The sequence below is a fragment of the Nitrospirota bacterium genome, from assembly GCA_040755395.1.
In the GTDB taxonomy this organism is placed as follows: domain Bacteria; phylum Nitrospirota; class Nitrospiria; order Nitrospirales; family Nitrospiraceae; genus DATLZU01.
The window spans coordinates 22,077-45,521 of record JBFMAX010000004.1; the positions used below are offsets into that span (position 1 = coordinate 22,077).

Here is a 23,445-nt window from a genome sequence, read left to right on the forward strand (position 1 = left end):
ACGAAGCAGAAAGCGTTGAACCACTTTCCTCTGTGCTATTCGCTCCCAGCTTTATTTTTTATGCCGCTCGAAGACGACTTTTGCGACATCATCAAAAAGGCGCGAACCGGTCAAGGGTTGACGGTGGGGGACCTGGCCCGCATGACCGGTCTGCCCGGGCACGACATCACCGCGCTGGAGCGCGGCGATCAACCGAGGGACCGCGAGGAGGTGCACGCGATCGCCAAGGCATTGGGTCTCAGGCCCGAGCCCTTGGAGACCATCGCGTCGAAGGGCTGGATGCCCGAGCCGGCGCCTGCGTCCATCACCTGCGTCGAAACCATCCACGGCGACATCGGCGGCTACGCCGTGAAGGGCTATGTGCTGCACGATTCGGGCGAGGCGCTGCTGATCGATACGGGCTGCAACGCCGGCGCCGTGCTCGACTTCTTGAGCCGCCGGGGGCTGCGGCTGGTCGCCGTCTGTCTCACGCACGGCCACGCGGATCATGCGGAGGGGATCGACCGGATTCTCGCGGCGTGGCCTGTGCCCGTCTATGTGGGGCCGGACGATGTCGCGCTCCTCAACTGGAAGCCCCCGAGCGAGCGGCTTTCCGTTCCGGAAGACGGGCGAGCGATCCAGGTCGGGCGCCTGACGGTCCGGTGTCTGACTACGCCCGGGCACACGCCGGGCGGCATCTGCTACCGCGTCGAGCGCGGCGGGCAACCGATCTGCTTCGTGGGAGACACGCTGTTCGCCGGGTCGATCGGCCGGGCCAATCCGGCAAAACTGTACCCGGTCCATCTCGAATCGGTGCGCACGCGGGTCCTGACGCTTCCGCACGACACCGTTCTCTTCCCCGGTCATGGACCGTCCACGACGGTGCATGAGGAACTGGTGTACAATCCCTTTGCAGGAGCAGCCTGAGGGGGTGGCGAGATGGATCGTGACGAACGAGGCGGCGAGTGGCCCGGGCGCTCGATTCATGACCCCTGGCCTCGTCCGAGGTTCGAGCCTGCAGAGAGCAGCGATCCTCAAGGAGAGCGACTGATTCCGGTCGTCGAAGAACCGGCAAGACGCGCATCGTCCCAACTCTTCCTCCCTGCAGCCCTTTTCCTCATCACCGTGTTCACCACGCTCTGGGCGGGCGCGTACCAAACGAACACGACGCCGTTTCTGGGAGCCTGGCGGTTTCTGGTGCAGGATCCCAGCGTGTTGTGGCGTGGGGTGCCTTTCGCGGCCACGTTGCTCGGCATTCTGGTCACCCATGAACTGGGCCATTACGTGCTGTCGCGGATTCACCGCGTCCCCGCCTCGCTGCCGCTGTTCATTCCGGGGCCGCCGCATTTCATCGGGACGTTCGGCGCGATCATCCGGATGCGGGGCCCCATCCTGAGCCGGAAGGCGTTGTTCGATATCGGGGTCGCCGGGCCGATCGCCGGGTTCGTGGTGGCGGTCATCGCGTTGATCATCGGGCTCCGGCTGTCCAAGGTCGTGTCGGGTGAGACCGCCTACGGCCTGCACCTGGGGGAGCCGCTCCTGCTTCAATTCATGTCCTGGCTCGTGATCGGCCCACTGCCGCCCAACGCGGATGTCGTGCTGCATCCGATCGGATTTGCCGCGTGGTTCGGGTTGTTTGTGACTTCGTTGAATCTGATCCCGATCGGGCAGCTCGACGGCGGCCACGTCGCCTATGCGCTCTGGGGTTCGCGGCAGCGGACGATGGCCGTCGCGATCGTGCCGGCGCTCATTGTGCTGGGATTCGTCGGGTGGCCCGGATGGTTCTTGTGGGCCGGCATGGCGGGCCTGTGGGGGCTCGCGCACCCTCCAGTGCAGGATCCAGAGGTCGCCCTCGGCCGGACCCGCATCTGGGTCGGCTGGGGGGCCCTGGCGATTTTCGTCCTGACCTTTGCACCGGTGCCGTTCTCCGTGCACTAACAGGATGTTGAAAAAGTCCGCCAGCTTTGTTCTCGCGTCGCTCAGAGGCTCAACGTACCGCAAAGAGTACGCCTCGCCTCTTCGCTCGCTGCGGCCGCACTGGACGGCCTTTTTGAACATCCTGCGGGCCATTCTTATGCGGTCCGTCATCTCTTGCAGTCCTGTCTTTCCGGGATGCTCCAAAGTTTTTTCAACGGCCTGCCAATGAGGTGTTCCGTTGTCGGACAGTGTGATCGACCTGTGATGTCCCAAACACCACACCGAGGTTGGGCGGTGCTCTTCGGATTTGGGCTGTGGGCTCTGGCGTCGCCGCTTGCCGCGGCCGACCGGTTCACGACGGTCTTCAACGGCGAAGCCGTCAAGGACAACCAGACCGGACTCATCTGGGAACGGGAGCCGGACCGTGAGTTCGATGTCTGGAGCGCCTCGATTGCGCGCTGCGAGACGAAGACCGTCGGGGGACAAACCGGCTGGCGGGCTCCGACGGTCGAGGAATTGAAGACCTTGGTGGATCCGTCGCAAAAAGATCCGGCGCTCCCGCCCGGCCATCCCTTTGTCAACATCAAGTCGGCGATCTACTGGACGGCCACGCCGTCGCCCACCGATGAGATCGTCGCCTGGCAAGTCAGCTTCTTCTCCGGCGAAGCCGTCACCGATCAGAAGTCCGGCACGCGTCGCGTCTGGTGCGTACTCGGCGAGCCGAAGAAGTGATCGGCTCCCTCCCACCCGCCTGATGCCGACGAATCCCTTCGGGACCGTGTTCGACTGCGCCCGCCGGATTCACGGGTACCCATGGAAGCCGGTCTCGAATGGACAGTGTGCGGTTGCGCTGTCGGGGCTGGCGGGATTGTTCGCCTTGCTGGCGACGGACGACGACGGCTTCATGTTCCTCGATCACGTCAACCTCGTCTTCCATGAGGCGGGCCATCCGCTCTTCGGCATCTTCGGAGAGACGGTGGGTCTCTACGGCGGGACGCTCGGGCAGCTCGCGATGCCGTTCCTCGTCTGGCTGGCGTTTTGGCGGCAACGGGACACGCTCGGATGCGCCGTCGCGGGTGTCTGGTTCTTCGAAAATGTTCTCAACATCGCGCGGTACATGGCCGACGCCCGCGCACAAGCGCTCCCGTTGGTCGGCGGCGGAGAACATGATTGGGAACAGATCTTCGGCCGCTGGGGCGTGTTGGCGTCGGACACGGTGATCGCTTACTGGGTTGCCGTCCTCGGTTGGATCGGCATGTTGGCGACCTGTGCGTGGTTGGTGTGGCGGTGGTATCGGTCGGAACTCCAGAAACCCGAATCTGCCTGAGTATGCCCTCTCTTCGCTTCTTTTCAGCTCTTCACGATTTTACGCCGTCTTGATAGTCTCCCTTCCTCTTTTCACCTCCTTTTGATGCGGCATCGGGTACGGTTCGAAACGGGAAGAGAAAGGGAGAGAACTGATGACGAAGCGGTGGTCGGGAGCGAGCGCGGCGATGCTGTTCTGCTGGTGGATGTCGGGGGGGCACGTCGTCGCCGAACATCCACCCGCTCAGGGTCCGCGTCCGGAACACCGGGAAGACATCGTCGATCTCAGCATCCGGAAAAAGCCGAACGCGGAGCGCAAGGCCCCGACATCCGACTGGCACTACGGCGGGTTTGTCGATCTTGGCTATTCACTCGACTTCGATTTTCCTGCCAACCATCTGTTCCGGAACCGCGGCACGACACCCCGCGTCAACGAACTGGACCTGAATATGGGAGGGGCCTACATCCGCAAAGATGCCACGGAGCAGTCGCGTTGGGGCATGGAACTCATGGGGCATGGCGGCCAGGATGCGAGGGTGTTCGGGTTTCATGCGAACCAGCCGAAGGTCGGCTCTTCGGACCAGCTCCGCCACTTTGGACGGGCCAACGTGTCATATCTGGCTCCGGTGGGAAACGGGCTGACGATCCAGGGCGGGCTCTTCAACAGCCTGATCGGCTATGACTCGCTCTATGCCAAAGACAACATCAATTACACCAGGCCGTGGATCGGAGACTATTCGCCGTATGTGATGTTCGGACTCAACGTCAGCTATCCCTTCAATGAGCAAGTGACCGGTACGTTGTACGTGATCAACGGCTACTTTCACCTCTCACACCCGAACGACCAGCCGAGTTACGGCGGACAACTGGCCTATAAAGCCACTCCGCGCCTGACGGTTAAGGAGACCGTCTATTACGGGCCGGAGCAGGCCGATACCTCGCTCGAGTTCTGGCGGCTGTTCTTCGACACCATCGCAGAATGGAAAGGAGACGAGGTGACCATCGCGTTCGAGCACCAGATCGGCACCGAGAACCTGGCCGTGCCCGGCAATCCTCGGACCTTCTGGACCGGTGCGATGCTGCCGATTCGATGGAATTTCAGCGGACCCTGGAGCATCGCGGTCCGACCGGAATTCTATTGGGACCGCAACGGCCGCTTGACGGGGTTCGAGCAGTTCGTCAAAGCCGTCACGACCACGTTGGGATACAGGGTGCCCTACAAGCGGACGAACACGATTCTCCGGCTGGAGCACCGGTTCGATGAATCGACCGGCGTCGGCGGCGGGTTCTTCAAGGGCAACGAGATCAGCCCCGGGGTCATCGGTCTCACGGCAGCCCAGCACGTGCTGATCTTCTCGGCCATTGTGATCTTCGATTCGCCGTGAGATGGATGGCGTTACTGCTTGACGAGGTGAGATTTCAGATGATCCTCCAATCGCTTGCCGAAGGCTTCGAGCGCCTGGTGTTTCGCCCGCTCGATGGTGTCGTGATCGCGCACAAACGCCGCGGGACCGACGGTCTTGGCCAGTCCTTCGACTTCTATTGAGAAGCGGAGTGACTGGGTACGGATCTCCCAGAACGTCCCTTCGAGCAACACCAGCGCGTCGCTGTGTGTTCCGGACGCCAGGTAGGCGCCGAGAATCGTCCAATACGCGAAGGCAGCCTTCGCATTGTTGTATCGGTCGACGGCCGCCGCGCCGTCCACGATCAAGACCGCGTCCGCGCCGTAGCGGGCTGCGGCGAGCCTGATCTCGTTCAGCGTCGTGCCGTGAACCGATGAATCCGCAAGCAGCAGGATGTCCGACAGGAGGCCCTCGCGCTTGAGCCTCCTGCCCCAGGCCGCCAGCGTTTCCTTGTCGGCGTCAGTCCACTCGAACCGCCGGTGGAGGTAGTTCGCGGGTGTGAAGTACACCCCCAGCGTAAAGGGCACCACGAGGCGAGACACCTGAGGCGGAGATGGATTGCCTTGGGCAAGGAGCTGGTCGGCACCCCGGCGAAGCGTCTCCTGTAGCGCGGCTCGATCCAATCCCTTGCTGCCGGCGCAGCCTGTGAGAATCAGAATAGCGAAACCGAAAAGGGCCGTTCTCATCATGCCCACGCCCGTGCCGATCCAGCCGATTCAAGTCGCAGCCGGGAGAATCTGTTTCATCGGTCGCTTGGAAGGAGTCTCACCTTGCCCCAGGCACCGCGCCTTTCTAGCACAGAACTCGAGCGGGGAGAAATGGCTGTAGGAGACCGCAGGCAAAGCTCGTATAATCGTCCGGGAGGCGGTGCGCTGTCAGTGAACGTGGAGCATGGGTGCGGAATGACCGGGACTTCCTCGGCGCGCGACGGCGTGAACAGGTCGCAGCTCCTGCTTGTGCTGCTGCTCCTGACCGGGTGCGCCAGCGCTTACTTCCGCGAGGCGCCCCCGCCCTCGCAGCAACCCTTTCACTATGCGCTGTCGGCGTGGCCTTATCAGGCCTATTGGACCGGCATCGTCTTCAACGGCGAGAAGATTGGGCTCACACACTTGGCCCTGATCCCGGACGGCCCCGGCGGCGATCGGTACGAACTGCGTTCAGAAGCGCTCTTGGCGTTTCACTTTCTGGGCTTCAGCAAGACCGTGACGCTCAAGGCGCAGGACTGGGTGGCGGGCGATCTCACCTTGGTGCGGTTTGTTCATGAATACGATCTCGACGGTCAAAAGATGAAACTGACGGGACGCGTCGAGCGCGGCCGGCTGACCGTCGAGCGGGAGAACGCGGGGCGGCTCAGTCACGAGACGATCCCGGTCGCCGAGGCGGTATATCCTACCAGCGCCGTGGTCTTGTACCCGACGCTGCAGGGGCTCGAGGTCGGCAAGCGATACGACTATCTCGCCTATGACGGGCAACGCGGGCAAGTCGTCCGGGTGTCTCAAGCCATCGAAGCGTACCAAGAAAGCGACCTCTACGAAGGACGCGCCTTTCGGGTCGCCACCTCGGCGGGGGGTCAGGACTCCATGCTGTGGCTCAACGACCGGGGCGAGCCGGTGCTGGAGATGGCTTGGCACGGGGTCTTGATCTCCACGCTGGAATCAGAGGCGCGGGCAAAGGCCTACCTGGCGCGCGCAAGCCTCAACAAGCGGGAGGTCTTATTGGAATACAGCCGGGTCCGCACGAAGACGACGCTGCCTCGTCCGCGGGCGGTAACATCGATGGCCGTTACGGTGGATGGCCTTCCCGGCGCGTTCACCATGCCGGCCGACGCTTTGCAGCAGTGCGGGCGGCCGGATGAACGGCACCACGGTCGGATCCAGTGCCTTATCCTCGCCGCTGAACTTTCGCGTCTCGGCGCGACGGTCCGGACGTCCGAGTCGCAGGAGACCGACCTGACACCGTACATGAATCCGACAGCGGCTATTCAAAGCCACGATGACACAATCCGGAGCGCGGCGAGAGGCATTGTCGGTGAACACCTCGATCGGCTCGCGCACGTTCGTCTCCTGGTCGAATGGATCCGAGAGCATGTCGCGCAGAAGCCGGTGGATGTGTTCTCGGCGCTGGAAGTCCTCAAAGGCCGGAAAGCCGAGTGCCAAGGCATCACGCTGCTCTACGCAGCCCTGGCGCGCAGCCTCGGCATCCCCACGAAGGTCACGAACGGCCTGGTGTACACCGACGAGCCGGAGGGCTTTCTCTACCACACCTGGGCGGAAAGCTATGTTGACGGGGTCTGGCTTCCGGTCGATCCGACGTTCGGGCAGGTCGGCGTCGATGCGACGCACATTAAATTGATCGACGGCGAGCGCCCGGCCGATCTCCTGCCGCTTGTGGACCTGGTCGGGAAGATCCAAGTGGACATTCTCTCATTCGCTCCGATCCATGAAGAACGTTGAAAAGCCGGCCACGCGTTCGGACTCAGCCTGATGGGTGTCATGTCACGGTCGGATTCCATATTCTGGTTCGTCCTCTGGAGCGCGTGGAGCCTTCTCGCCGCCGCGAACGCGGCGGCGGACCATGACCGCGGCCGGCTGATGCGGCAAGCCGCCGACGGGAGCGCGGAGGACAGCACCGAAGTCCTCGCCGCGACGAAGAACAATCTGGCGATCATGCTTCAAAAGGACGCGGAGCGCGGCATCGATCCCGTCAACAATCTGCAGCGGGCGATGACCCTGTTCCAGGAGGCGCTCGTCCTGTTGAACGACAGACAGGGCTCCGCCATGTATGCCGGCGTCTTGACCAACTTGGGGATCACCTACCGGATGCTGTCGGAGTGGGGTGTCGAGTCCCGCGCGAATCTGGAGTATTCGGGCAGCGCCTTGCAGGAGGCGGCCGAGATCCATCAACGGCAGGGAAACAGCGCCGGTCTGGCCACGGCGATGAACGGTCTGGGGTTGACGTACCGCATGCTGGCCGAGGACGAGCCGGAGCCGGCCGAGCATCTCAAAAAATCCGAGGACGCCCTGCGGATCGCCGCCGAGCTGTGGAAGCGGCTGGAGAACGAGGGAAACCACGCGGGTGCGCTCAATAACCTGGGCATCACCTATCAAGTCATGGCGCAACGCGGCATCGAGCCGGAACAGAACCTCACGCGATCGATCGCGGTGATCCAAGACGCGATTCGCCTGCGCCACCGACAGGAAGCCTGGCTGAGCTATGGTCGCGCGCAGAACAATCTTGGGACGGCGTATCGGATGCTGGCGGACCGAGGAGTTCAGCGGTCGAGCAATCTGGAGTCGGCTCGCGGAGCGTTCGAAGAAGCGTTGCGGGTGTTCGGAGAGCTCGGCCGTCGATCGTATCAAGCCGGGGTGAAGGCCGAGTTGATCAAAGTCCTCCAGGCCCTCGTTGAATCCGGCGTGAACCCGGAGCAACACCGCGCGCGGCTGAAGGAATTGCAGGGGTCGTAAGGCCAGGGGAGCCGCGTTCAGGCGCTGATCCCGGGACCGGTGCACGCCAAAGCGTTGTCAGGCGTTTTTCTCCAAGACCTCGCGTACCTTGCGCGCCAGATCGGCGGGCGTGAAGGGTTTCTGGATATAGGTAATGGCGGATTGGCCAGCGAGGTGAGCGGGAAAGACGTTGCCGGTATAGCCCGACATGTAGAGGATCCGGATATCCGGACGGAACGACCTGATCTGCTCCGCCAGCGCTCGCCCGTTCATCTCCGGCATCAGCACATCGGTGAGAAGGAGATGGATCGGTCCCGCATGTTCGCGGCAGATTCGCAGGGCCTCGGCTCCACAGTGAGCTTCCAGCACGGCGTAACCGTGTCTCTGAAGAATGGCGCCGACAAGATCCCGCACCATCCGTTCATCATCGACAAGCAGAATCGTGGCATGGCCTGCCATGCTTCGACCTTTCCATCGACTCGCTCAGGCGGGCTGAGCCTCCCCAGCCTCCGGTCGCAGCCCAGACTGCCACATTGAATCCCCTGTGAAATGTCGCTAGACTTCTGCCCTTAATAAAGGCGGAGCGTATCGGTCCTCCAAGACAGCGGATACGCCCCGCCCTGCCACGGGCGCGCCAATGAGACAGGCCCGTGGTGTGTTCAGACACCCGTTCACCAACCGGTCGCGGAGCGTGAGCCTCGACGTGTCGGTCTTTCTCGATGGCAAGCGACGGCCTTCTGCGCTCTGAGGGAATGTAAGTAAATCCTTATTCCATGTCAACATGAAATAAGCTGATATCGAATGGGGTCAGAACCTCGCGAAATTATTGACCGGCTGCTTCAGGCTCTGAATCTGAAGACGCAGGCGCAGCTTGCCGTCAGCTTGGAGATTCGTCCCCAGTCCATCGTCTCCGCCGTCCATCGCGGCGAAATCCCTGAAGGGTGGTTGTATCGAGTCGCGTATCTCACGGGAAGAAATGTGGAATGGCTGCGGACCGGCAAGGGGCCGATCTGGCATGCGGATGTTGCCGCGGAAACGTCGCCTGCGGGTTACGGGGCAGGCAGAATCCCTGACGCGACGGTTCGGCGTTTAGCCGAAGTGTGGGAAGAGCTCGATGCGGAAGAGCAAGCCTCCCTGGAGCGCTGTGCCGAAATCCTCAGAGTCGGCGACCGGGACGTTCGGGAGCATTTGATCGGGCAGCTGAAGCTGATGGAAGAAGCGGTTCAGCTCCGACGACGCAAACGGTCCCGTGTCCGCCGCCGGTCTCCCTAAACACACCAGCCGCGACTGAACGCTTGGCTGTTGTTCTCGGCCCTCACGACGCCCGCTTGGTTTCCTTCCGCACGCGATCCAGGTATTTGCCGGTTTCCACCTCCACCAGGACGGTGTCGCCAGCGTGAATGAACTGGGGAACCAGGATCGTCAAGCCGTTCTCCAGCGTCGCGTCCTTCATGGTATTTTCGCCCTGACCGCGAATGCCCGAGCCACAGAAGGTCACGGTCATCGGGATGGACTTCGGGAGATCCACCGCCACCGGTTTTCCGTCGTAGCATTCGACCTGGATCGTGTCGCCTTCTTTGAGAAACGGGAGCGCTTTCTGCAACGCCGGCCGAGGCAGCGAGACCTGTTCATAGGTCTGCGGATGCATGAAGAACACGAGATCCTCGTCGGCGTAGAGGAACTGCATCTTCACGCGCTCGAGCAGCACGTCGTCGATCCGGTCGTCCAAGTTCCAGCGGATCTCCCGCTCCTTTCCCGTCTCGAGATGTCGAAGCGTCGCCCGCACGATGCCGGAAAATTTCGCGGTGCCCGAATGATGCTCGATGGACAGGACCTTATAGAGTTCACCGTTGAGGAGAATGGCTTGGCCTTCCTTGAGTTCCTGTGCGGCTCGCATCGGATCTCCCTCCTTTCATCGTCGTGGGCCTATCCTACCGGAATGTTCGGGGACGGGGTCAAGAGCCGGGGAGTCTCGATGGGCGGGAAACGGCGAAGCCGACCGCGTTACTCGGCCGACCGTTCGATCCTGGTCGCGACGGCTTGCACCTGCCCACGTTCCGCCGTGGAGATGCGCAGGCCCTCCAGCGTCAGGTAATAACTGCCGTGGCCCGGCGCCTGAATGGTGGCCGTGACCGTCACGCGGTCGCCTTCCTCGACGTCCGGGTCTCGGAACACCGGCACGCCGCAGACGCCCAGGACGGCGACGGGCAGGGACCCCGTGTCGTCGTCGAGGCGAAAGAGATAGGCGCTGTAACAGGTGACTCCGCTCGGCTGCGTGTAGGGGTCGAGCGGCTGGATGTCCCGCGCGGTGCCGTGGACCGTCACGAGCCGCAAGTGGTAGGCGTCGGGATTGGCGAGGATGTCCTGAACCGGCGTCGGCTCGTCGGCCCACACGAGGGGCGGGCTGAGCATCAGGAGGAACGTCAACAGCGGCAGCGCCGGTGCCGGGTTCGCGCTCATCGTCCGCGATTCTACCATGCTTCTGCCGGCTTTCTCCCACCGCCGCGTCCGGCTATAATGCCGCTCCCGCGCGATGTGTGACGGGAGGAGGAGCGGCGATGGCAACGAGCAAGAAATTGATCGATGCGTACGTTAACGAGGCTCGGCCGCGATTTGAAGAGATGCTGGCCGAGATCGTCCAACTTCCGTCGATCAGCATGGACCCCCGGCGGGCGACGGATATCCGGCGGACGGCCGACCTGGCCGTGCAGTTTCTGACCAGTCTCGGGGCCGAGGCGCGCGTGGTGGAAACCGGCGGCTATCCGGTCGTGTCCGGCGGCTGGACAACCGGCGCAAGGCACCCGACGGTCACGGTTTACAACCATCTCGACGTGCAGCCGGCGCAGGAGCCGGAGTGGCGCCACGCGCCGTTCGCCTTCCGCAAGGAGGACGGCCGCTACCATGGACGCGGCGCCACCGATGACAAGGGCCCGGCGCTGACCGCGCTCCTCGGCGCCCGGTACGCGGTCGAGCGGGGCGTGCCGATCAACATCCGTTTTCTCTGGGAACTGGAGGAAGAAATCGGCAGCCCGAATTTTGCGGCCGCCCTGCGCGATCACGAGGCGGTCCCGCGTCCGGATTCCGTGGTCGTGTCGGATACGATCTGGATCGCGAAAGGGCGACCCGCTGTGCCGTACGGGTTGCGCGGGTTGCTGGGCGCGCGGCTGATGTTGCGCACGGGCGACAAGGACGCGCACTCGGGCCTGACGGGCGGCGCGGCGCGGAACCCGCTCGCGGAACTGGCCGATCTGGTGCACGCCTGCGTCGATGCCAAGACCGGCCGCGTGAAGATTCCCGGCTTCTACGACGATGTGGTCAAGCCGACCCAAGCCGAGATCAAAAGCTTCCTGGCGTCGGGCTTTCAGGTGCAGCGCTTCATGCGGGCCTACGGCTTCCAGACGCTGCGCACGACCGAGCGGGCCGATGTGCTCCGGCGGATCTGGGCTTCGCCCACGTTCGAAGTGCATGGCATGGTCGGCGGCTATCAGGGACCGGGCGTGAAGACGATCGTTCCGGGCTACGGAGAGCTGAAGGTCAGTATGCGGCTGGTGCCGAACCAGACGCCGGAGAAGATCTTCCGGCTGCTGCGGCAATTCGTCGCCAAGCAGAATCCCCGCGTCGTCGTCGAGCGCGAAGGCATGCTGCAGCCGTTCCGCGGTCTGTTCGACGGGCCCTATGTCGACGCGGTGAAGCGGGCGCTGAAGGCAGGGTTCGGGAAAGAGCCGGCCTTCATCCGCGAGGGCGGGTCGATCGGCGCGGTGGTGACGATGCAGCGGGCGTGGAACGTACCCATCCTCTTCCTCGGCCTGAGCCTGCCCGAGCACGGCTACCACGCGCCCAACGAGTTCTTCGACTGGGGCCAAGCCGCCGGCGGCATGAAAGCCTTTGCGGCGTATTTTGACGAGCTGGCGAAGATGAAGAAATGAGGGATGGTGCGCCCCGCGCTGCTCAGGTGCTCCAGCTCGACCGCACGTAAGCCTCACATCTGACTCGGCTGCGCAACTTGTTCAGTCCTGAGCCTCGCTCGAACGGACATTCGAACAGTGCTCGCCGTCGCTTACAGCGACCGCATCTGCTCGGCAAGTGCGGAACCGAGCCTCCGCGCAATTCGCGACGCAAGCCGCGCCATCCCTCAAAATAGAACCGTCGAACATAGGAACATATGAAGAGCAGTGCCGAGGAACCTATTGCTCTTCATGATGCAAAGGGTGGTGATGCGTACAGTGGAGGACCAACGAGGCCGCCTATGCGACAGGGGCAAGAATCTCGGCCAAGGGGTACTTCTTCGCAGATCAAAGGTCCTTAGCCTGTTGTCTTCACCGGCGGCAATCACTATATTACCTTCATGTTTGCTGTACCTTCCTATGAGAGGCCTCCAGTCCGTGAGGCGTTGATTGATATTAGGGTTAACCGACTCCCAGCAGAAAAACTTCCTGCTTTAGAGAAACTTCATGAGGCTCTTCGGGCACAGTATCCCCACAAGAGGCCTCAGCAGACATGGGAGGGTAAGTTTGAGTTCCGTGAAGATGCTTTGCTGTCGGCACAGAAGGCTTACGGAATTACTGGCTTCCACTTCGAATCAGACGACAAAAAGAGAATTATCCAGTACCGGTTGGATGGGTTCACCTGCAATTTCTTGAAGCCAGACCCCAAAGAGAGATGGCCAGGCTGGGAGGCTCTCCGTGACGAAGCCAAGCGTGCTTGGGAGTTATATGCAAACAGCGTTGGTATCGTCGAGGTTAAGCGTCTCGCGGTTCGTTACATTAATCAGATCGTAATACCTGCGCCAATAGTTGAGTTGAGCGATTATCTAACTGCTCCACCTAGCGCTCCCAAGGATTGTAAGTATCAGGATTTTAGGGATTTCCTGAGCCGGGTTACACTTGATATACCAGAACTGAACGCAATAGCAATTGTGACCCAAGCACCAGCCCAAGAAATGCAGCCGGACTCGGTCCACTTACTGCTCGACATTGACGTCATCCGTGCGGAGGCTTTACCTGCACATACTGAAGCAATGTGGAGAATTCTTGAACGATTTCGTGATATAAAGAACGAAGTATTTGAGAAAAGTCTTCATCAGAAGGCCAAGGATCTCTTCGGACCTCTGCAATGAGCCGAGCTCTTGCTATTGGTGTACGCCGTACCTGGCTGGTTGAGCCTGGACGAAGTGAGGAATCGGTCAAGCTTCGGCGTAAGCTTTCGAGCGTCCGCGAGCACACATACGAGCCGATTTCGCTGGGATGGAAACGTCTACTGTACGATGAGGCTATGGAAATCGGGAAACAATGCTCAACCGCGGCTTGGGATGGATATGATGCTCTTCCGATTTCAGATGAGGCAGTTGTCAGAACGTTGAAGCTTATTCAATCACTTCCCGACACGATTGCATCGCCGGACCTTGTACCATCTCCCGAAGGTGAAATCTCGTTTGAATGGCACGATTCGCAGCATAGAATGGTGTCGGTCACGCCTGGGCCGGATAGACTAATCTGGGCTGCGATGATGTCGGATGAACATGCTCAGTATGGCAAAGCCCCGCTCTCCGAAGGTTGGCCCAGGGTCGTGCTAGAAATACTCGATTGCTATTTCCCGAATGCAAGATTCTTTACCACAAGAGATTGACCCAAGAGAGCGCATTACCCGCTTTCTGACTAACCCTAAGTGGTTTAACACCGGAACTCAAAATATCTCTCCTCAGGCATTTAAGCCTTCCTCTCCTAGACCACCAACTCGTCCAGTTCGACGAACCTCCGTCTATAGAACCCAAGACTGTAGTGATGGAGAAATATGGATGATTGGCGAGGAGTATGTTACCAAACAGCTCGAACGGAAGTTGCCGGTTCTGGGACGGGCAGACGTCCAAGCCCAGATCATTCTGGACGAAAATTTATTCATCGTTCCACGGCCCCATCCCCACCCTCGCCACGCCGACATCGAGAATTGGCCTGAGGACGACGTACAGCGCCAGATAAAAGCAGTTGCGCTTGCTCGAAAGGCCACGCTGCTGGTTAAGTGTTAACGTGAATTCGGCGTCACTTGACGCGATTTTTTATGGTCTAACGCTCTGGCGGACGCCAAATGAGCTCCACGAGCGGCATAGTCCAAACCTCACGTTTGGTGAGGTTTCCACTGTAAGCCCCGAATTCATTTCAGACCAGGGGCTACAATGAGAATTCCGAACTGAATCTGGGGATCGCGCTGGATTCAGGTTAACGCACCATAAACTGGGCGGGTCTTAACAAGACGGAAACCTGTACGGAGCGGTGATTCACAGGTAATTGGGCGAATGTGAGGCGACGTGCTGATGCAGGCACGAGGGTCGTTTTGTATCCTTGGCTTGCCTTTACACGTCCTCACCACGCCGAGACTCTCCTCGCTCTCTGTCCTTCTTCCGTTCGTTCAGCAATTCTTCCGTGATAGAGGTGACGCTCTTCAGCATGCCGCACATGCTTCGGATGTATTTCTTGGTCAGCGGCTGAAGGACAATTTCACTACCTTGTTCGATGAAGCGTACCTTGGTGCCCGGTTTGATTCCGAGCTTCCGACGAAGCCGGACCGGGATGACAATCCGACCCCTGGTTGTCACATAACCAGAATCCATGACTTCACCGTGCTGAAAGCTGACCGCTGGCGTCTGAGAGCTTGAGTTACGACGCCGCCAGCAACGGCTTGAACTTGGGGTCCGCGTCGAGCACCGCTTTCAGGAGTTCCTGCCCGAGCCAGTAGTGCCACACTTCCTGCGACGCGCCCGGGATCTGCTCGTACCAGCGCCGCGCTTCCGTGAGATGGTTGAGCATGGCGTCATGGTCGCGGTTCGGCATGAAGAGCATACTGTAGGCCATCGTATAGGCGGCGGTGAATTTGTCCAGCGGCTGATCGGCGAGCTTCAAGGCTTCGCCCGCTTCCCGGTACGCCTGTTGGATTTCCGGATCGTCGTAGAACCGGTTCCAGGCGACTTTTTCGATCCGCGACCAGGCCAGCTCGATGAGCACCCGCGCCCGCAGCGCCGCGCGCTCCGGCGGGACATCTTTCAGCAGCGCCTCGTGGGTTTGAATGGCCGCGAGCTGATCATTGTTCCAGCGGTAGGCGATGCCCAGCCGCAGCCGATTCTCGGTGACTTCCGGCCGCACCCGGGCGAGCTTCTCCATGGCGGGAATCACGCGATAGAGATAGTCGGCCGCCGTCGGCTTGTCGAACCCGCCCATTTCCATCCCGAGCGACAAGTCCGTTCTGGTCGTCTGGGCATAGGTGTTCCAATAGAGCTCGCTGACGCGGTCGGCCAGCGCGCCATCCCTCACGGGGACCTGATGCGCGGCCGCCCCTTCCCGCAGAAGCATTGCGTACAGGTCGCGCGTGAGCACCGTGAGGGCTTCCGGCTGGTTGGGATCGATGATCAGCACCCGGTTCAGCATCGCGACGCGGTCGCGCAGGTCCGGGAACAACGCGGCCCGCCCGACGGCCGCGATCAGCAACCCTGGCGCGTCTTTCGGTCCCCACCAGACCAGCGAGTCGCGAACCGCTCCGCTGGTTTCCGTGACGAACGGAATGGCCTCCTGTACCCCTTCGGTTCCGTCACCCAGGGTCGCCACCGGTAGATTGAGGACTGCGAGATCGCTCGGGAACCCGTGCTTGCCCAAGCCCGACATGACGACCCACTGCACCACCAGCGACTTGAGCGCCCGACGCGGACGTTTGATCGTGTTCGCCCACTTGTACGTGCCCGGCGCGTACGTCACCGGCGAGGTGAGGGGATCCTGATAGGTGACTGTGAGCTTCACCAACGTCGCCGGCGCCCCGAGTACCGGCCCGTCCGGCAGCACGCGAAAGGAAGCGGCGGGCAGCGGCGCAGTTCCTTGGGGCTCCACGCGCAGTCCGCTTCCCGGCGGCGACAGTCCCAGCTTGTCCATGACAAAGGCCGAGGCCGGATAGCGATTCAACTCCTCGCCGAAGAAGACAAAGTCGCCCTTGCTGGGCCATAAGAGGTCCATACCCTGATCGCTCGTGTCGATGGCGGGCGTATGGGCGTCCGTGATCTGTTTCCAACATGTTTCGTACACGGGGTCGGATTCCGCCGGGAATGTCTTAAGCTTGCCTCCGGCCGCCTTCACCATGGTATACGAGCACGCGAAATCGAGCCGGCCGACGGTGACGCGATCGCCCTTGGCCAACGCTTCCGCATACCGCTGAGCGGCGGCAACCGGCGGTGAGGGGCGACCGGACGGCTTGGCTTTCTTGCCGGTCTTCGAGGCCGACGCGGCAGACGCTTGACTGCCGTCCGTCAGCCCCCATGCGATGAACGCACTCACGGCAAGGCACAGAAGAACAGGAGCGGTTCGCAACGAGGTGTGCCAGAACATATGATCGATCCTCCGTTCCAAAGAATATCCCGAAAAAATGACACCTTAGCATGTCATTCGCGCGAGAGGAAAGAGGGACGAGAGAGGACGGGCTTTATTGACTGCCGGCCGGTGGAGGCGGGGTCAGCAAGGGCTGGCTAAAGCGGATCAACGACCGGATGTACCTCAACACGTCTCGCTGCTCCTCCTCGCTCAGGGTATCCTTCCACGCCGGCATCGCAGTCCGGGGTTTCCCGTTCGCGATGACGCGCAGCAGTTCCTGATCCGTCTTGGCCGACGTCGCTGCCGAAATCAGACTGGCCGGCCTAGGCGAGAGGAAGGGCGCCTGCACCCCGTCGCCCCGGCCTTCCGGCCCATGACACCCGGCGCAGCGCTGCTCGTAGATCGCCTTGCCGCGCTCCAGATGACCGGGTTGGACGCTGCCGGCCAGCGCCGCGGCGGCGATCCCGACCGGACCGATCATCACGACCCAGCGCACCAAGCCACCGGCGGCCCGGCTGCGACAGGAACCGGGAAAGGGATGTCGCTGCGACGAACGACTTCGCGCCCTCATGCCTCACTGGACGACAATCGTCGCCCGCATCTCATGACCGGGCATATCGCAGAAGAACGCGTACTCGCCGGGCCGGTCGGGAACGAACCGAATCTCGGCGCGGCCGTCGGGGGGGATAATCACGCGCTTGAATCCATGCGCATCAAATTCCGGCGCCCCGTTGCCGGCGATATTGACGTTGACGCCCGCGAAAAGCCCCACCGGGACAAAGGCGTGCAACTCCGAATCCTGGTTGAGAAAGACAAGCGCGGTCTTTCGCCCGGACTGCAGCACGACGCGATCCGGCAGAAATTGTCTGGAGCGAATCTCGACCGTGACCGGCTGCTCCTGCCCGCTGTCGGCGCCGGCCCGTCCGGGTGGAGCGGGCCAGAGGAGGCCGATGATGGTGAGGCAGAGAACTATCCCGATCCGCAAACCGGGTTGCTCCATGAGTTCCGTTCGGGTTGGGTTGCCCATCGGCATCGCCGCTTGCATCTATCATACTGCGGAGCCGCTCGGCGACGCCACCCGCTCCTGTGGGCGGGCGGGTCTGTCTCCGGCAACAGCCGCGGCACGACGGCGTCCCGAGTTCTTGATCAGAGGGAAGCGGCTACCTCGAGGATTTGACGGCGAAGCCGGGCTTTGGCGGTCGGGGACAACGGCCGGACGGGGTGGTGTCGGCAGAGGGTGATGGTTTGTTTAAGGGATTCGATAAATTCTTCGCAGTTGGGACAGGCGCCCAAGTGTTTGCGGATTTCTTCACACACTTCGCGAGACAGCTCTTCATCGAGGTACGCGGACAACTGTTTCAGGATTTTGAGACAATGAGCTTTCCCATGACCGTGGCGTTGATGGGACTGGTTCTTTCCCGCCGGCGCCGTCCGGGACCGCCTTGTCATGGGACCATCCTTTCTTCGGTGCCGGTCCCGCCCTGTCGGGCGATGCCGCGCGCGCTCAACTCTCGTCGCACAAACAACCGGGCCCGGTGGAGACGCGATTTCACCGCCCGTTCGTTCAGTCCCATGATGGTGCCGACCTCCTTGGCGCTCAGTCCTTCCATATCCCGCAAGACCAGCACCATCCGATACTTGGGCGGCAGTTTCTCGATGGCCTGATCGAGAGCCCGCCGCAATTCCTTGTTTTGCAGCGCTTCCTCGGGCGTGAGGCCGTCCATCGGGATCTGCAGCTTGAATTCGCCTTCGGACGTGGGGATGAATTCTTCCAGGGAAAGTTCCCGCTCCGGCTCTCCTTTCCGCTTCCGCCGCATCCGAAGGCATGCCCGAGAGGCGATGGTGTAGAGCCAGGTGGAAACCTGCGCATCTCCTCGGAATTTCTTGAATCCACGATAGGCGTTGAGGAACGTGTCCTGAACGATGTCTTTGGCCGCGTCCGCTTCGCCGCAGAGCCGCTGGGCAAAACGATAGATGAGATCGACATGATCTCGGTAGAGCTGATCGAAGGCTGCGGGCTCATTAGGTCCAGGCGATGGGCGGGTCCCCGGATGGCGGCCCTGGGAGCGAATCTTCATACGTTGGGCGGAGTCTACGGGGGTTCCGTAGGCCTGTCAAGCCAGCGCCGGGCGAGGGGTGCGAGGCGACGGGCAGGCGCGAGAGAGGAGGAAAGGAAGAGACCCCCGACCCAGAGCAAGTGGATCCGTTAGAGAGGAAAGCGGCGACCGGGTCGGAAGGAACGGGCAATTTATCCGGCCTTGCGGATGTCGATCACCATGCCCCGATCATTGATCTCGACCGTGATCGGGGTGCCTTCCTTGATCGTGGCGAGGACGGCCTTCCCTCGCTCGGCCGGGAAGGTTTGTTCCCCTTCCGGCGCCCACAGGGTCACGGCCTTGCGATCCGGCGAGGCATACGTCAACCGGCCCGTCAGAAAGCGGGTGCTCGGCGTGGCGGCGCCGTTCTGCTGCAGGTCGATGACCACGCTGGTATCGTGCGCCCAAAGCGTCAGCGCGTGACCGACTTTCGCGTTGCGAACGCCCGTTTTGGCGCTGATGGTGACGACACCGATGGGAGTCTTCAGAAAGACGAACCCCGATTTGAGCTTGGCGACGGTCCCGGTCAGTTTCATATGCAGGTCGGATGAATGCTGCGGCGGATGGCTGATCTGCAGATCATATTGCAAGTCATGGAACCCCGTGATCGTTCCCGCTTCATCCACCTCGACGGTGATCGGCCGGTTCTCCGCCTTCCCGCTCAACTTTGCCCCGTAGGCCTCGACCGAGAAAGTTTTCTCCCCTTCGGGAGTCCACAACGACACCGCTTTCTTGTCCGGCGCGGTGTAACGGAGGTCGCCGGAGACATAGCGGTGCACCAGCGAGGCGTCGCTTTTCTTTCTGATGTCGACCACGGCGCTCGTCCCGTTGATCCAGAGCGTTACGGTGTGACTGCCCTTGACATCCCGCAGACCGGTTTTCGAGCTGAGCGTCAGAAGACCGACCGGCGTCTTCAGGAAGACAATTCCTGATTTCATTCGCCACACGGAGCCGCTCAACTTGATCGACGGCCAGACTTCCTCTTCCGTCGGCGAGGCCGGCTCAGCAAGATTGGCCGCGGGGCGGGCCGTGTCGGCCGGGCTACCGGCGGGCTGTTCGGCGGCGATTGGAGAGAGGCAGAGCGCCAGAACCATAGCGACGACGGGCGGAAACAAATATCGTTGGCCAGCCCCCATGATGCTCTCCTGCAACGTCGGATTCAGGGTGATGGTTCGGATGCGTGAGACACCGAACGTGGATGACGAGAGAGATCGGGTCCCGCTCCCCGCCGAGAACAACTGTTGTGCGAATAACATGAGGCTGTGAGACAGTCAAGCAGAAAGCCGCGCTCGAGTGGGAGAGTCGGTGAAGGCTGGGATGGCAGCAGGCGGCGGCTCCGCAGGATCGAACGGGGCGCGAGCCACGCGGACCAGGGCTATGAACAGAAAGAGCCTAGCGGCGGTGAAGAGGAAATCAGCATCGCCTGCAGTGTAATGACGACCCGCGATCGTTGGCGTTCCTGCCGATCGGGCAATCCGAACCCGCGCAACAGGATCGGCTGTTCGGGGGTACCGGCGATCCGCTTGATTTCGAATTGGGTCCAGTCTTCCGCTTCCATGCGCCGGTTCAGCGACTCCACAATCTCGTCACACAGGTCTCTGAGCGCCTCCGGAAGCACTCGATCGCCGTCTCCGCATTCCGGAGTCTGCTCCTGCACGCTGTTGAGCGTTCGCGAAAGGACCAGCGCCTGTTCATTCATGTGCAACAACCGCATGGACGGGGAGAAGACAATGACGCCGGGGCCGATGGCCGAACCGGCCGAATGGGAGGAACGACGGGAAGCTGAAAATTCGATGTTCATAGGACATTTTCTCCAAAATTCACTCGTACCTCCGATGGTCTGTCGGATGGCAAGACGATTGAGCAGATTCTCGCAGGCTGACCGCAACCGCTCGGCGCTCCGTGGTCTTTTAAGCGAGCAAGTTCCGGGCCCGATAGGAACGAACAGAAGAAGCTGGGGAAATACCGGCTTTTGAGCCATCCTCAGCTCTTGCGGAGACATGGGATAGGGACAAAAACCGTATCTTTCTTGATCCGGTGGCGTATCTGTTTGTGCTCACGACCCGAGGCGGAGTGTCACAGTCGGCGAAAGCCTGTCGCCGTCTGTCTGTTCATTTTCTCCGCACCAGGATGCGGATGGGTGAGCCGGAGAATTGATATTCCGCTCTGAGGCGGTTCTCCAGGAATCGGAGATACGAAGGCGTCACGTTTTCCGGTTGGCCCACGAACAACGCGAACGCCGGGGGTCTGGTGGCCACCTGCGTCATATAAACAGATTTCGTCGTCCGGGAGGGCGTGCCCTTTCGAACCGGCAGGGGATTTTCTTCGACGATCTCCTGCAGGAATTTATTGAGCGGTCCGGTCGGGACCCTTGAGGTAAAGGCCGCCGCCACTCGGTCGATCAACGGAAAAATCTCGCGCAAGGAGTCCGGTTTCAGGGCCGAAGCGAAGAGCACCGGCGCCCAAGACAGGAACGGAAACCGCCGGCGCAGATCGGCTTCGTACTCCGCTCGAGCCCGCGCGTCGCCTTCACGGAGGTCCCACTTGTTGACCAGCAGGACACAGGCGCGTCCTTGCCGCAACACCAGGCCGGCGATCTTGGTGTCCTGCTCCGTGACGCCCTCGACCGCATCGAGCAGCAGGATGGCGAGATCGGACCGTCCGATCGCGCGCAACGACCGGGCGACGCTGTATCCTTCGATCCCCCGATCGACTCGCCCCCGCCGCCTGATACCGGCCGTATCGGTGAGCAGATAGTGACGGTTTTGATAGGTCACGATTGAATCGATCGGGTCGCGCGTGGTGCCCGGCGCCTCGCTGACGACGACTCGCTCCTGTCCCAGCAGCGTATTCACCAAGGTGGACTTGCCGACATTAGGTCGCCCGATGATGGCCACACGTGGCATCTCCCGGGCATCATCCTGGTCCGCGGATTCCGGCAAGAGGGGAAAGATCGCGTCCAGCAGCTCGGCCACCCCAAGCCCATGCTCGGCTGAAAGGGGATAGAGTCGGTCCTGTCCCAACCGATAGAAGTCGGCGATCAACGGGTCGGACTTCGGCGTGTCGAGCTTGTTGATCGCAAAGAAGACCGGCTTGCGCGTGCCTCGCAGGAGGCGGACGACTTCCTCGTCCGGCGGGGTCAGGCCCGCACGGCCGTCCATTACCAGGATCAGGATGTCCGCTTCCGCGATCGCGATCTGCGACTGCCGGCGGATGAGGGCCAGCATGCCTTCGGAGGCCGACGGGTCCAATCCTCCGGTGTCCACGAGACGGAAGCGCCGGCCTCGATACGTGGTGTCGGCGTAATTCCGGTCCCGGGTGACGCCGGGCACGTCGTCCACGATCGCCGTTCTGGCGCCGAGAACACGGTTGAACAGGGTCGATTTGCCGACGTTGGGGCGGCCGATGATGGCGACCAGCGGAACCGAGGGTGTCATCGGTCACTCGTCATTCGTCATGGTGAAAGATCCGGGGCGGGAAGACCGTAACACACGAGTGCCTCGAAGACAAGAAAGCCCGCCATGGAAAGCCCGCCATGGATTCCCGCGGTGCGTTATAATTACGCTCCTGCCACGATTGACGAGTGACCGATGACGATTGACGGTTTTTCCTGGGATCTGGTCGACGATGTCCTGCTCGACATGGACGGGACGCTGCTGGACCGTCATTTCGACAATTTCTTCTTTGAAGAGGAATTGCCGCGTCGCTACGCGGCCCTGCACGGCCTGGCGTTCGACCAGGCGCGCGAGCGTCTGATGGCGATGTATCACGCCGTGGAGGGAGAGCTGGACTGGACGGATCTGAATTACTGGACGGGACGAATCGGCGTCGACGTGGTCGCGTTGACGAAAGAGCTCGATGCGATGATCGATTTTCTTCCCGACGCGCAAGACTTTCTGCGACATCTTCGAACGCTGGGGAAACGGGTCACGATTCTGACGAACGCCCATCGATCGGGCGTGGAGATCAAGATCGCGAAAACCGGCGTGAACACGTACGTCGACCGCATCGTGACGGCCTTTGAAGTGGGGTATCTGAAAATGCGGTCCGAGTATTGGCCGAGTTGCCAACGGCTGCTCGGTTTCGATCCCGCACGGGCGCTGTACATCGACGACGATCAGGCCTGCTTAGCCGCGGCCGGACGGTTCGGCATCGGGTATCTCGTTCATCGCGCCAAGTCCAGCTCCCGTCTCCCGCCCGAACCATCGACGCGGTTTCCCGCCATCGAAAGTTTTCACGCTTTGATGCGTCGGCCCGACCTTCGATAGGCGGCTTGTCGGCGCCGGGTTTCCGCCCGATCAACGGGTCGCCACGCCCCGGTACATCTCGGCGGCGATCTGAGGAAGCTCGGGTATCCGGTAGCGGTCCAATTGTGTGATGCGAAAGCCGGCTTGTGCGATGAGGTCGTCGATCCTGCGATTGAGGTGACAGCCGCAGGCGATGAGGCGCTGCACCGGCGTGAGGAGATCCTGCCATCTGGCGATTTTGGCGTCGTCGCTGCGTCCGTGCTCCAGGAACAAGAAGAGGCCCCCCGGCTTCAGGACGCGGCGGACTTCGCTCAGCACGGGCTTGGGGTCGCGGACGCTGCACAGCGTGAAGGTGCTGACGGCGCAATCGAAACGCGCATCTTCAAACGGCAGGGCTTCGGCGCTGACGTACTGGATCTGAATCGGGAAGGACGCCTGCGACGCGCGTTGCTTGACTCTCTGAGGCAGCATGTTGACCGGGTCCACCGCGCGCAACCATGAGAGCTTGGACGGGTAGTGCGGCACGTTCAGACCTGTCCCGAAGCCGAGTTCCAGGACCTCCCCGTGAGCCTGGCTCAGCGTGCGTTGCCGCTCCTGCTGGAACCGCTCTCCGCTGAGCATCCAGTCCATGAGGTGCGGGAAAATTCGTCGTGCATACACGCCCACAGGTCTCCTCCGGTCGATGAGATGCGTTCCGCGACACTGTAGCACGA

27 protein-coding genes are annotated in these 23,445 nt (G+C 61.7%); 13 read left to right on the forward strand and 14 right to left on the reverse strand.

Annotated elements, in window-relative coordinates; translation table 11 throughout:
• The first annotated feature begins 60 nt into the window (after positions 1–60).
• From AB1555_08130 to AB1555_08150, 5 genes are all read left to right on the forward strand, one after another.
• A complete protein-coding gene (locus AB1555_08130) occupies positions 61–906 on the forward strand; it encodes an MBL fold metallo-hydrolase (GenBank protein ID MEW6246661.1) in 846 nt (281 codons plus the stop codon).
• A gap of 12 nt (positions 907–918) precedes the next feature.
• Positions 919–1,917, forward strand: a complete 999-nt coding sequence (locus AB1555_08135) for a site-2 protease family protein (GenBank protein MEW6246662.1) — start codon at positions 919–921, stop codon at positions 1,915–1,917.
• Positions 1,918–2,190: 273 nt separating this feature from the next.
• Positions 2,191–2,628: a DUF1566 domain-containing protein gene (locus AB1555_08140; GenBank protein ID MEW6246663.1), complete on the forward strand. Its 438-nt coding sequence runs from the start codon at positions 2,191–2,193 to the stop codon at positions 2,626–2,628.
• A gap of 22 nt (positions 2,629–2,650) precedes the next feature.
• Complete coding sequence (locus tag AB1555_08145; GenBank protein MEW6246664.1) at positions 2,651–3,223, forward strand: hypothetical protein; 573 nt, start codon at positions 2,651–2,653, stop codon at positions 3,221–3,223.
• A 133-nt stretch (positions 3,224–3,356) separates the two neighbouring features.
• The gene (locus AB1555_08150) at positions 3,357–4,586 is read left to right on the forward strand and encodes an outer membrane beta-barrel protein (GenBank protein MEW6246665.1); all 1,230 of its coding nucleotides are present in this window, start codon (positions 3,357–3,359) and stop codon (positions 4,584–4,586) included.
• Between the two features lie 11 nt (positions 4,587–4,597).
• Here the strand turns inward: AB1555_08150 and AB1555_08155 are convergent, their stop codons facing one another.
• A complete protein-coding gene (locus tag AB1555_08155) occupies positions 4,598–5,293 on the reverse strand; it encodes a hypothetical protein (protein ID MEW6246666.1) in 696 nt (231 codons plus the stop codon).
• Between the two features lie 213 nt (positions 5,294–5,506).
• Between AB1555_08155 and AB1555_08160 the strand changes: the two genes are divergently transcribed.
• Both AB1555_08160 and AB1555_08165 read left to right on the forward strand, forming a co-directional pair.
• Positions 5,507–7,057 carry a transglutaminase-like domain-containing protein gene (locus tag AB1555_08160; GenBank protein MEW6246667.1) on the forward strand — a complete coding sequence of 517 codons (1,551 nt, stop codon included), beginning with the start codon at positions 5,507–5,509 and terminating at the stop codon, positions 7,055–7,057.
• 39 nt (positions 7,058–7,096) lie between these two features.
• Entirely contained in the window at positions 7,097–8,068 is a 972-nt protein-coding gene (locus AB1555_08165; GenBank protein MEW6246668.1) for a hypothetical protein, read from the forward strand.
• 57 nt (positions 8,069–8,125) lie between these two features.
• Here AB1555_08165 and AB1555_08170 read toward each other — a convergent pair whose 3' ends face one another.
• Positions 8,126–8,506, reverse strand: a complete 381-nt coding sequence (locus AB1555_08170) for a response regulator (GenBank protein ID MEW6246669.1) — start codon at positions 8,504–8,506, stop codon at positions 8,126–8,128.
• A 342-nt stretch (positions 8,507–8,848) separates the two neighbouring features.
• On the opposite strand from AB1555_08170, the gene AB1555_08175 reads away from it, so the two are divergent.
• A complete protein-coding gene (locus AB1555_08175; protein MEW6246670.1) occupies positions 8,849–9,319 on the forward strand; it encodes a helix-turn-helix domain-containing protein in 471 nt (156 codons plus the stop codon).
• A gap of 43 nt (positions 9,320–9,362) precedes the next feature.
• Here the strand turns inward: AB1555_08175 and AB1555_08180 are convergent, their stop codons facing one another.
• Positions 9,363–9,944 carry an elongation factor P gene (locus tag AB1555_08180; protein MEW6246671.1) on the reverse strand — a complete coding sequence of 194 codons (582 nt, stop codon included), beginning with the start codon at positions 9,942–9,944 and terminating at the stop codon, positions 9,363–9,365.
• A 107-nt stretch (positions 9,945–10,051) separates the two neighbouring features.
• Entirely contained in the window at positions 10,052–10,507 is a 456-nt protein-coding gene (locus AB1555_08185) for a hypothetical protein (protein ID MEW6246672.1), read from the reverse strand.
• A 98-nt stretch (positions 10,508–10,605) separates the two neighbouring features.
• Between AB1555_08185 and AB1555_08190 the strand changes: the two genes are divergently transcribed.
• From AB1555_08190 to AB1555_08205, 4 genes are all read left to right on the forward strand, one after another.
• A complete protein-coding gene (locus AB1555_08190) occupies positions 10,606–11,973 on the forward strand; it encodes a M20/M25/M40 family metallo-hydrolase (protein ID MEW6246673.1) in 1,368 nt (455 codons plus the stop codon).
• Positions 11,974–12,392: 419 nt separating this feature from the next.
• The gene (locus AB1555_08195; protein MEW6246674.1) at positions 12,393–13,163 is read left to right on the forward strand and encodes a TIGR04255 family protein; all 771 of its coding nucleotides are present in this window, start codon (positions 12,393–12,395) and stop codon (positions 13,161–13,163) included.
• Between the two features lie 155 nt (positions 13,164–13,318).
• Positions 13,319–13,672, forward strand: a complete 354-nt coding sequence (locus AB1555_08200; protein ID MEW6246675.1) for a hypothetical protein — start codon at positions 13,319–13,321, stop codon at positions 13,670–13,672.
• 169 nt (positions 13,673–13,841) lie between these two features.
• Positions 13,842–14,069, forward strand: coding sequence for a hypothetical protein (locus tag AB1555_08205; protein MEW6246676.1), 228 nt, complete (start codon positions 13,842–13,844; stop codon positions 14,067–14,069).
• Between the two features lie 324 nt (positions 14,070–14,393).
• On the opposite strand, the gene AB1555_08210 is transcribed toward AB1555_08205, so the two are convergent.
• The 9 genes from AB1555_08210 to der all read right to left on the reverse strand — a co-directional run bounded on the left by AB1555_08210 (position 14,394) and on the right by der (position 21,922).
• Complete coding sequence (locus AB1555_08210; GenBank protein MEW6246677.1) at positions 14,394–14,651, reverse strand: AbrB/MazE/SpoVT family DNA-binding domain-containing protein; 258 nt, start codon at positions 14,649–14,651, stop codon at positions 14,394–14,396.
• Positions 14,652–14,697: 46 nt separating this feature from the next.
• Positions 14,698–16,407: a hypothetical protein gene (locus AB1555_08215; GenBank protein ID MEW6246678.1), complete on the reverse strand. Its 1,710-nt coding sequence runs from the start codon at positions 16,405–16,407 to the stop codon at positions 14,698–14,700.
• Between the two features lie 94 nt (positions 16,408–16,501).
• Entirely contained in the window at positions 16,502–16,960 is a 459-nt protein-coding gene (locus AB1555_08220) for a cytochrome c (protein MEW6246679.1), read from the reverse strand.
• Between the two features lie 3 nt (positions 16,961–16,963).
• Entirely contained in the window at positions 16,964–17,389 is a 426-nt protein-coding gene (locus AB1555_08225) for a cupredoxin domain-containing protein (GenBank protein ID MEW6246680.1), read from the reverse strand.
• 146 nt (positions 17,390–17,535) lie between these two features.
• Positions 17,536–17,838 carry a zf-HC2 domain-containing protein gene (locus AB1555_08230; GenBank protein ID MEW6246681.1) on the reverse strand — a complete coding sequence of 101 codons (303 nt, stop codon included), beginning with the start codon at positions 17,836–17,838 and terminating at the stop codon, positions 17,536–17,538.
• Positions 17,835–18,467, reverse strand: a complete 633-nt coding sequence (locus tag AB1555_08235; protein ID MEW6246682.1) for an RNA polymerase sigma factor — start codon at positions 18,465–18,467, stop codon at positions 17,835–17,837. Before AB1555_08235 ends, AB1555_08230 begins: the two co-directional genes overlap by 4 nt.
• 170 nt (positions 18,468–18,637) lie before the next feature.
• Positions 18,638–19,621, reverse strand: coding sequence for a hypothetical protein (locus AB1555_08240; protein ID MEW6246683.1), 984 nt, complete (start codon positions 19,619–19,621; stop codon positions 18,638–18,640).
• Between the two features lie 239 nt (positions 19,622–19,860).
• On the reverse strand, positions 19,861–20,286 hold the full coding sequence (locus tag AB1555_08245) for a hypothetical protein (GenBank protein ID MEW6246684.1): 426 nt from the start codon (positions 20,284–20,286) through the stop codon (positions 19,861–19,863).
• A 310-nt stretch (positions 20,287–20,596) separates the two neighbouring features.
• Positions 20,597–21,922, reverse strand: coding sequence for a ribosome biogenesis GTPase Der (gene der / locus AB1555_08250; protein MEW6246685.1), 1,326 nt, complete (start codon positions 21,920–21,922; stop codon positions 20,597–20,599).
• 153 nt (positions 21,923–22,075) lie between these two features.
• On the opposite strand from der, the gene AB1555_08255 reads away from it, so the two are divergent.
• Complete coding sequence (locus tag AB1555_08255; GenBank protein MEW6246686.1) at positions 22,076–22,753, forward strand: HAD family hydrolase; 678 nt, start codon at positions 22,076–22,078, stop codon at positions 22,751–22,753.
• A 30-nt stretch (positions 22,754–22,783) separates the two neighbouring features.
• Here the strand turns inward: AB1555_08255 and AB1555_08260 are convergent, their stop codons facing one another.
• Complete coding sequence (locus AB1555_08260) at positions 22,784–23,392, reverse strand: class I SAM-dependent methyltransferase (protein ID MEW6246687.1); 609 nt, start codon at positions 23,390–23,392, stop codon at positions 22,784–22,786.
• Between the last annotated feature and the right edge of the window lie 53 nt (positions 23,393–23,445).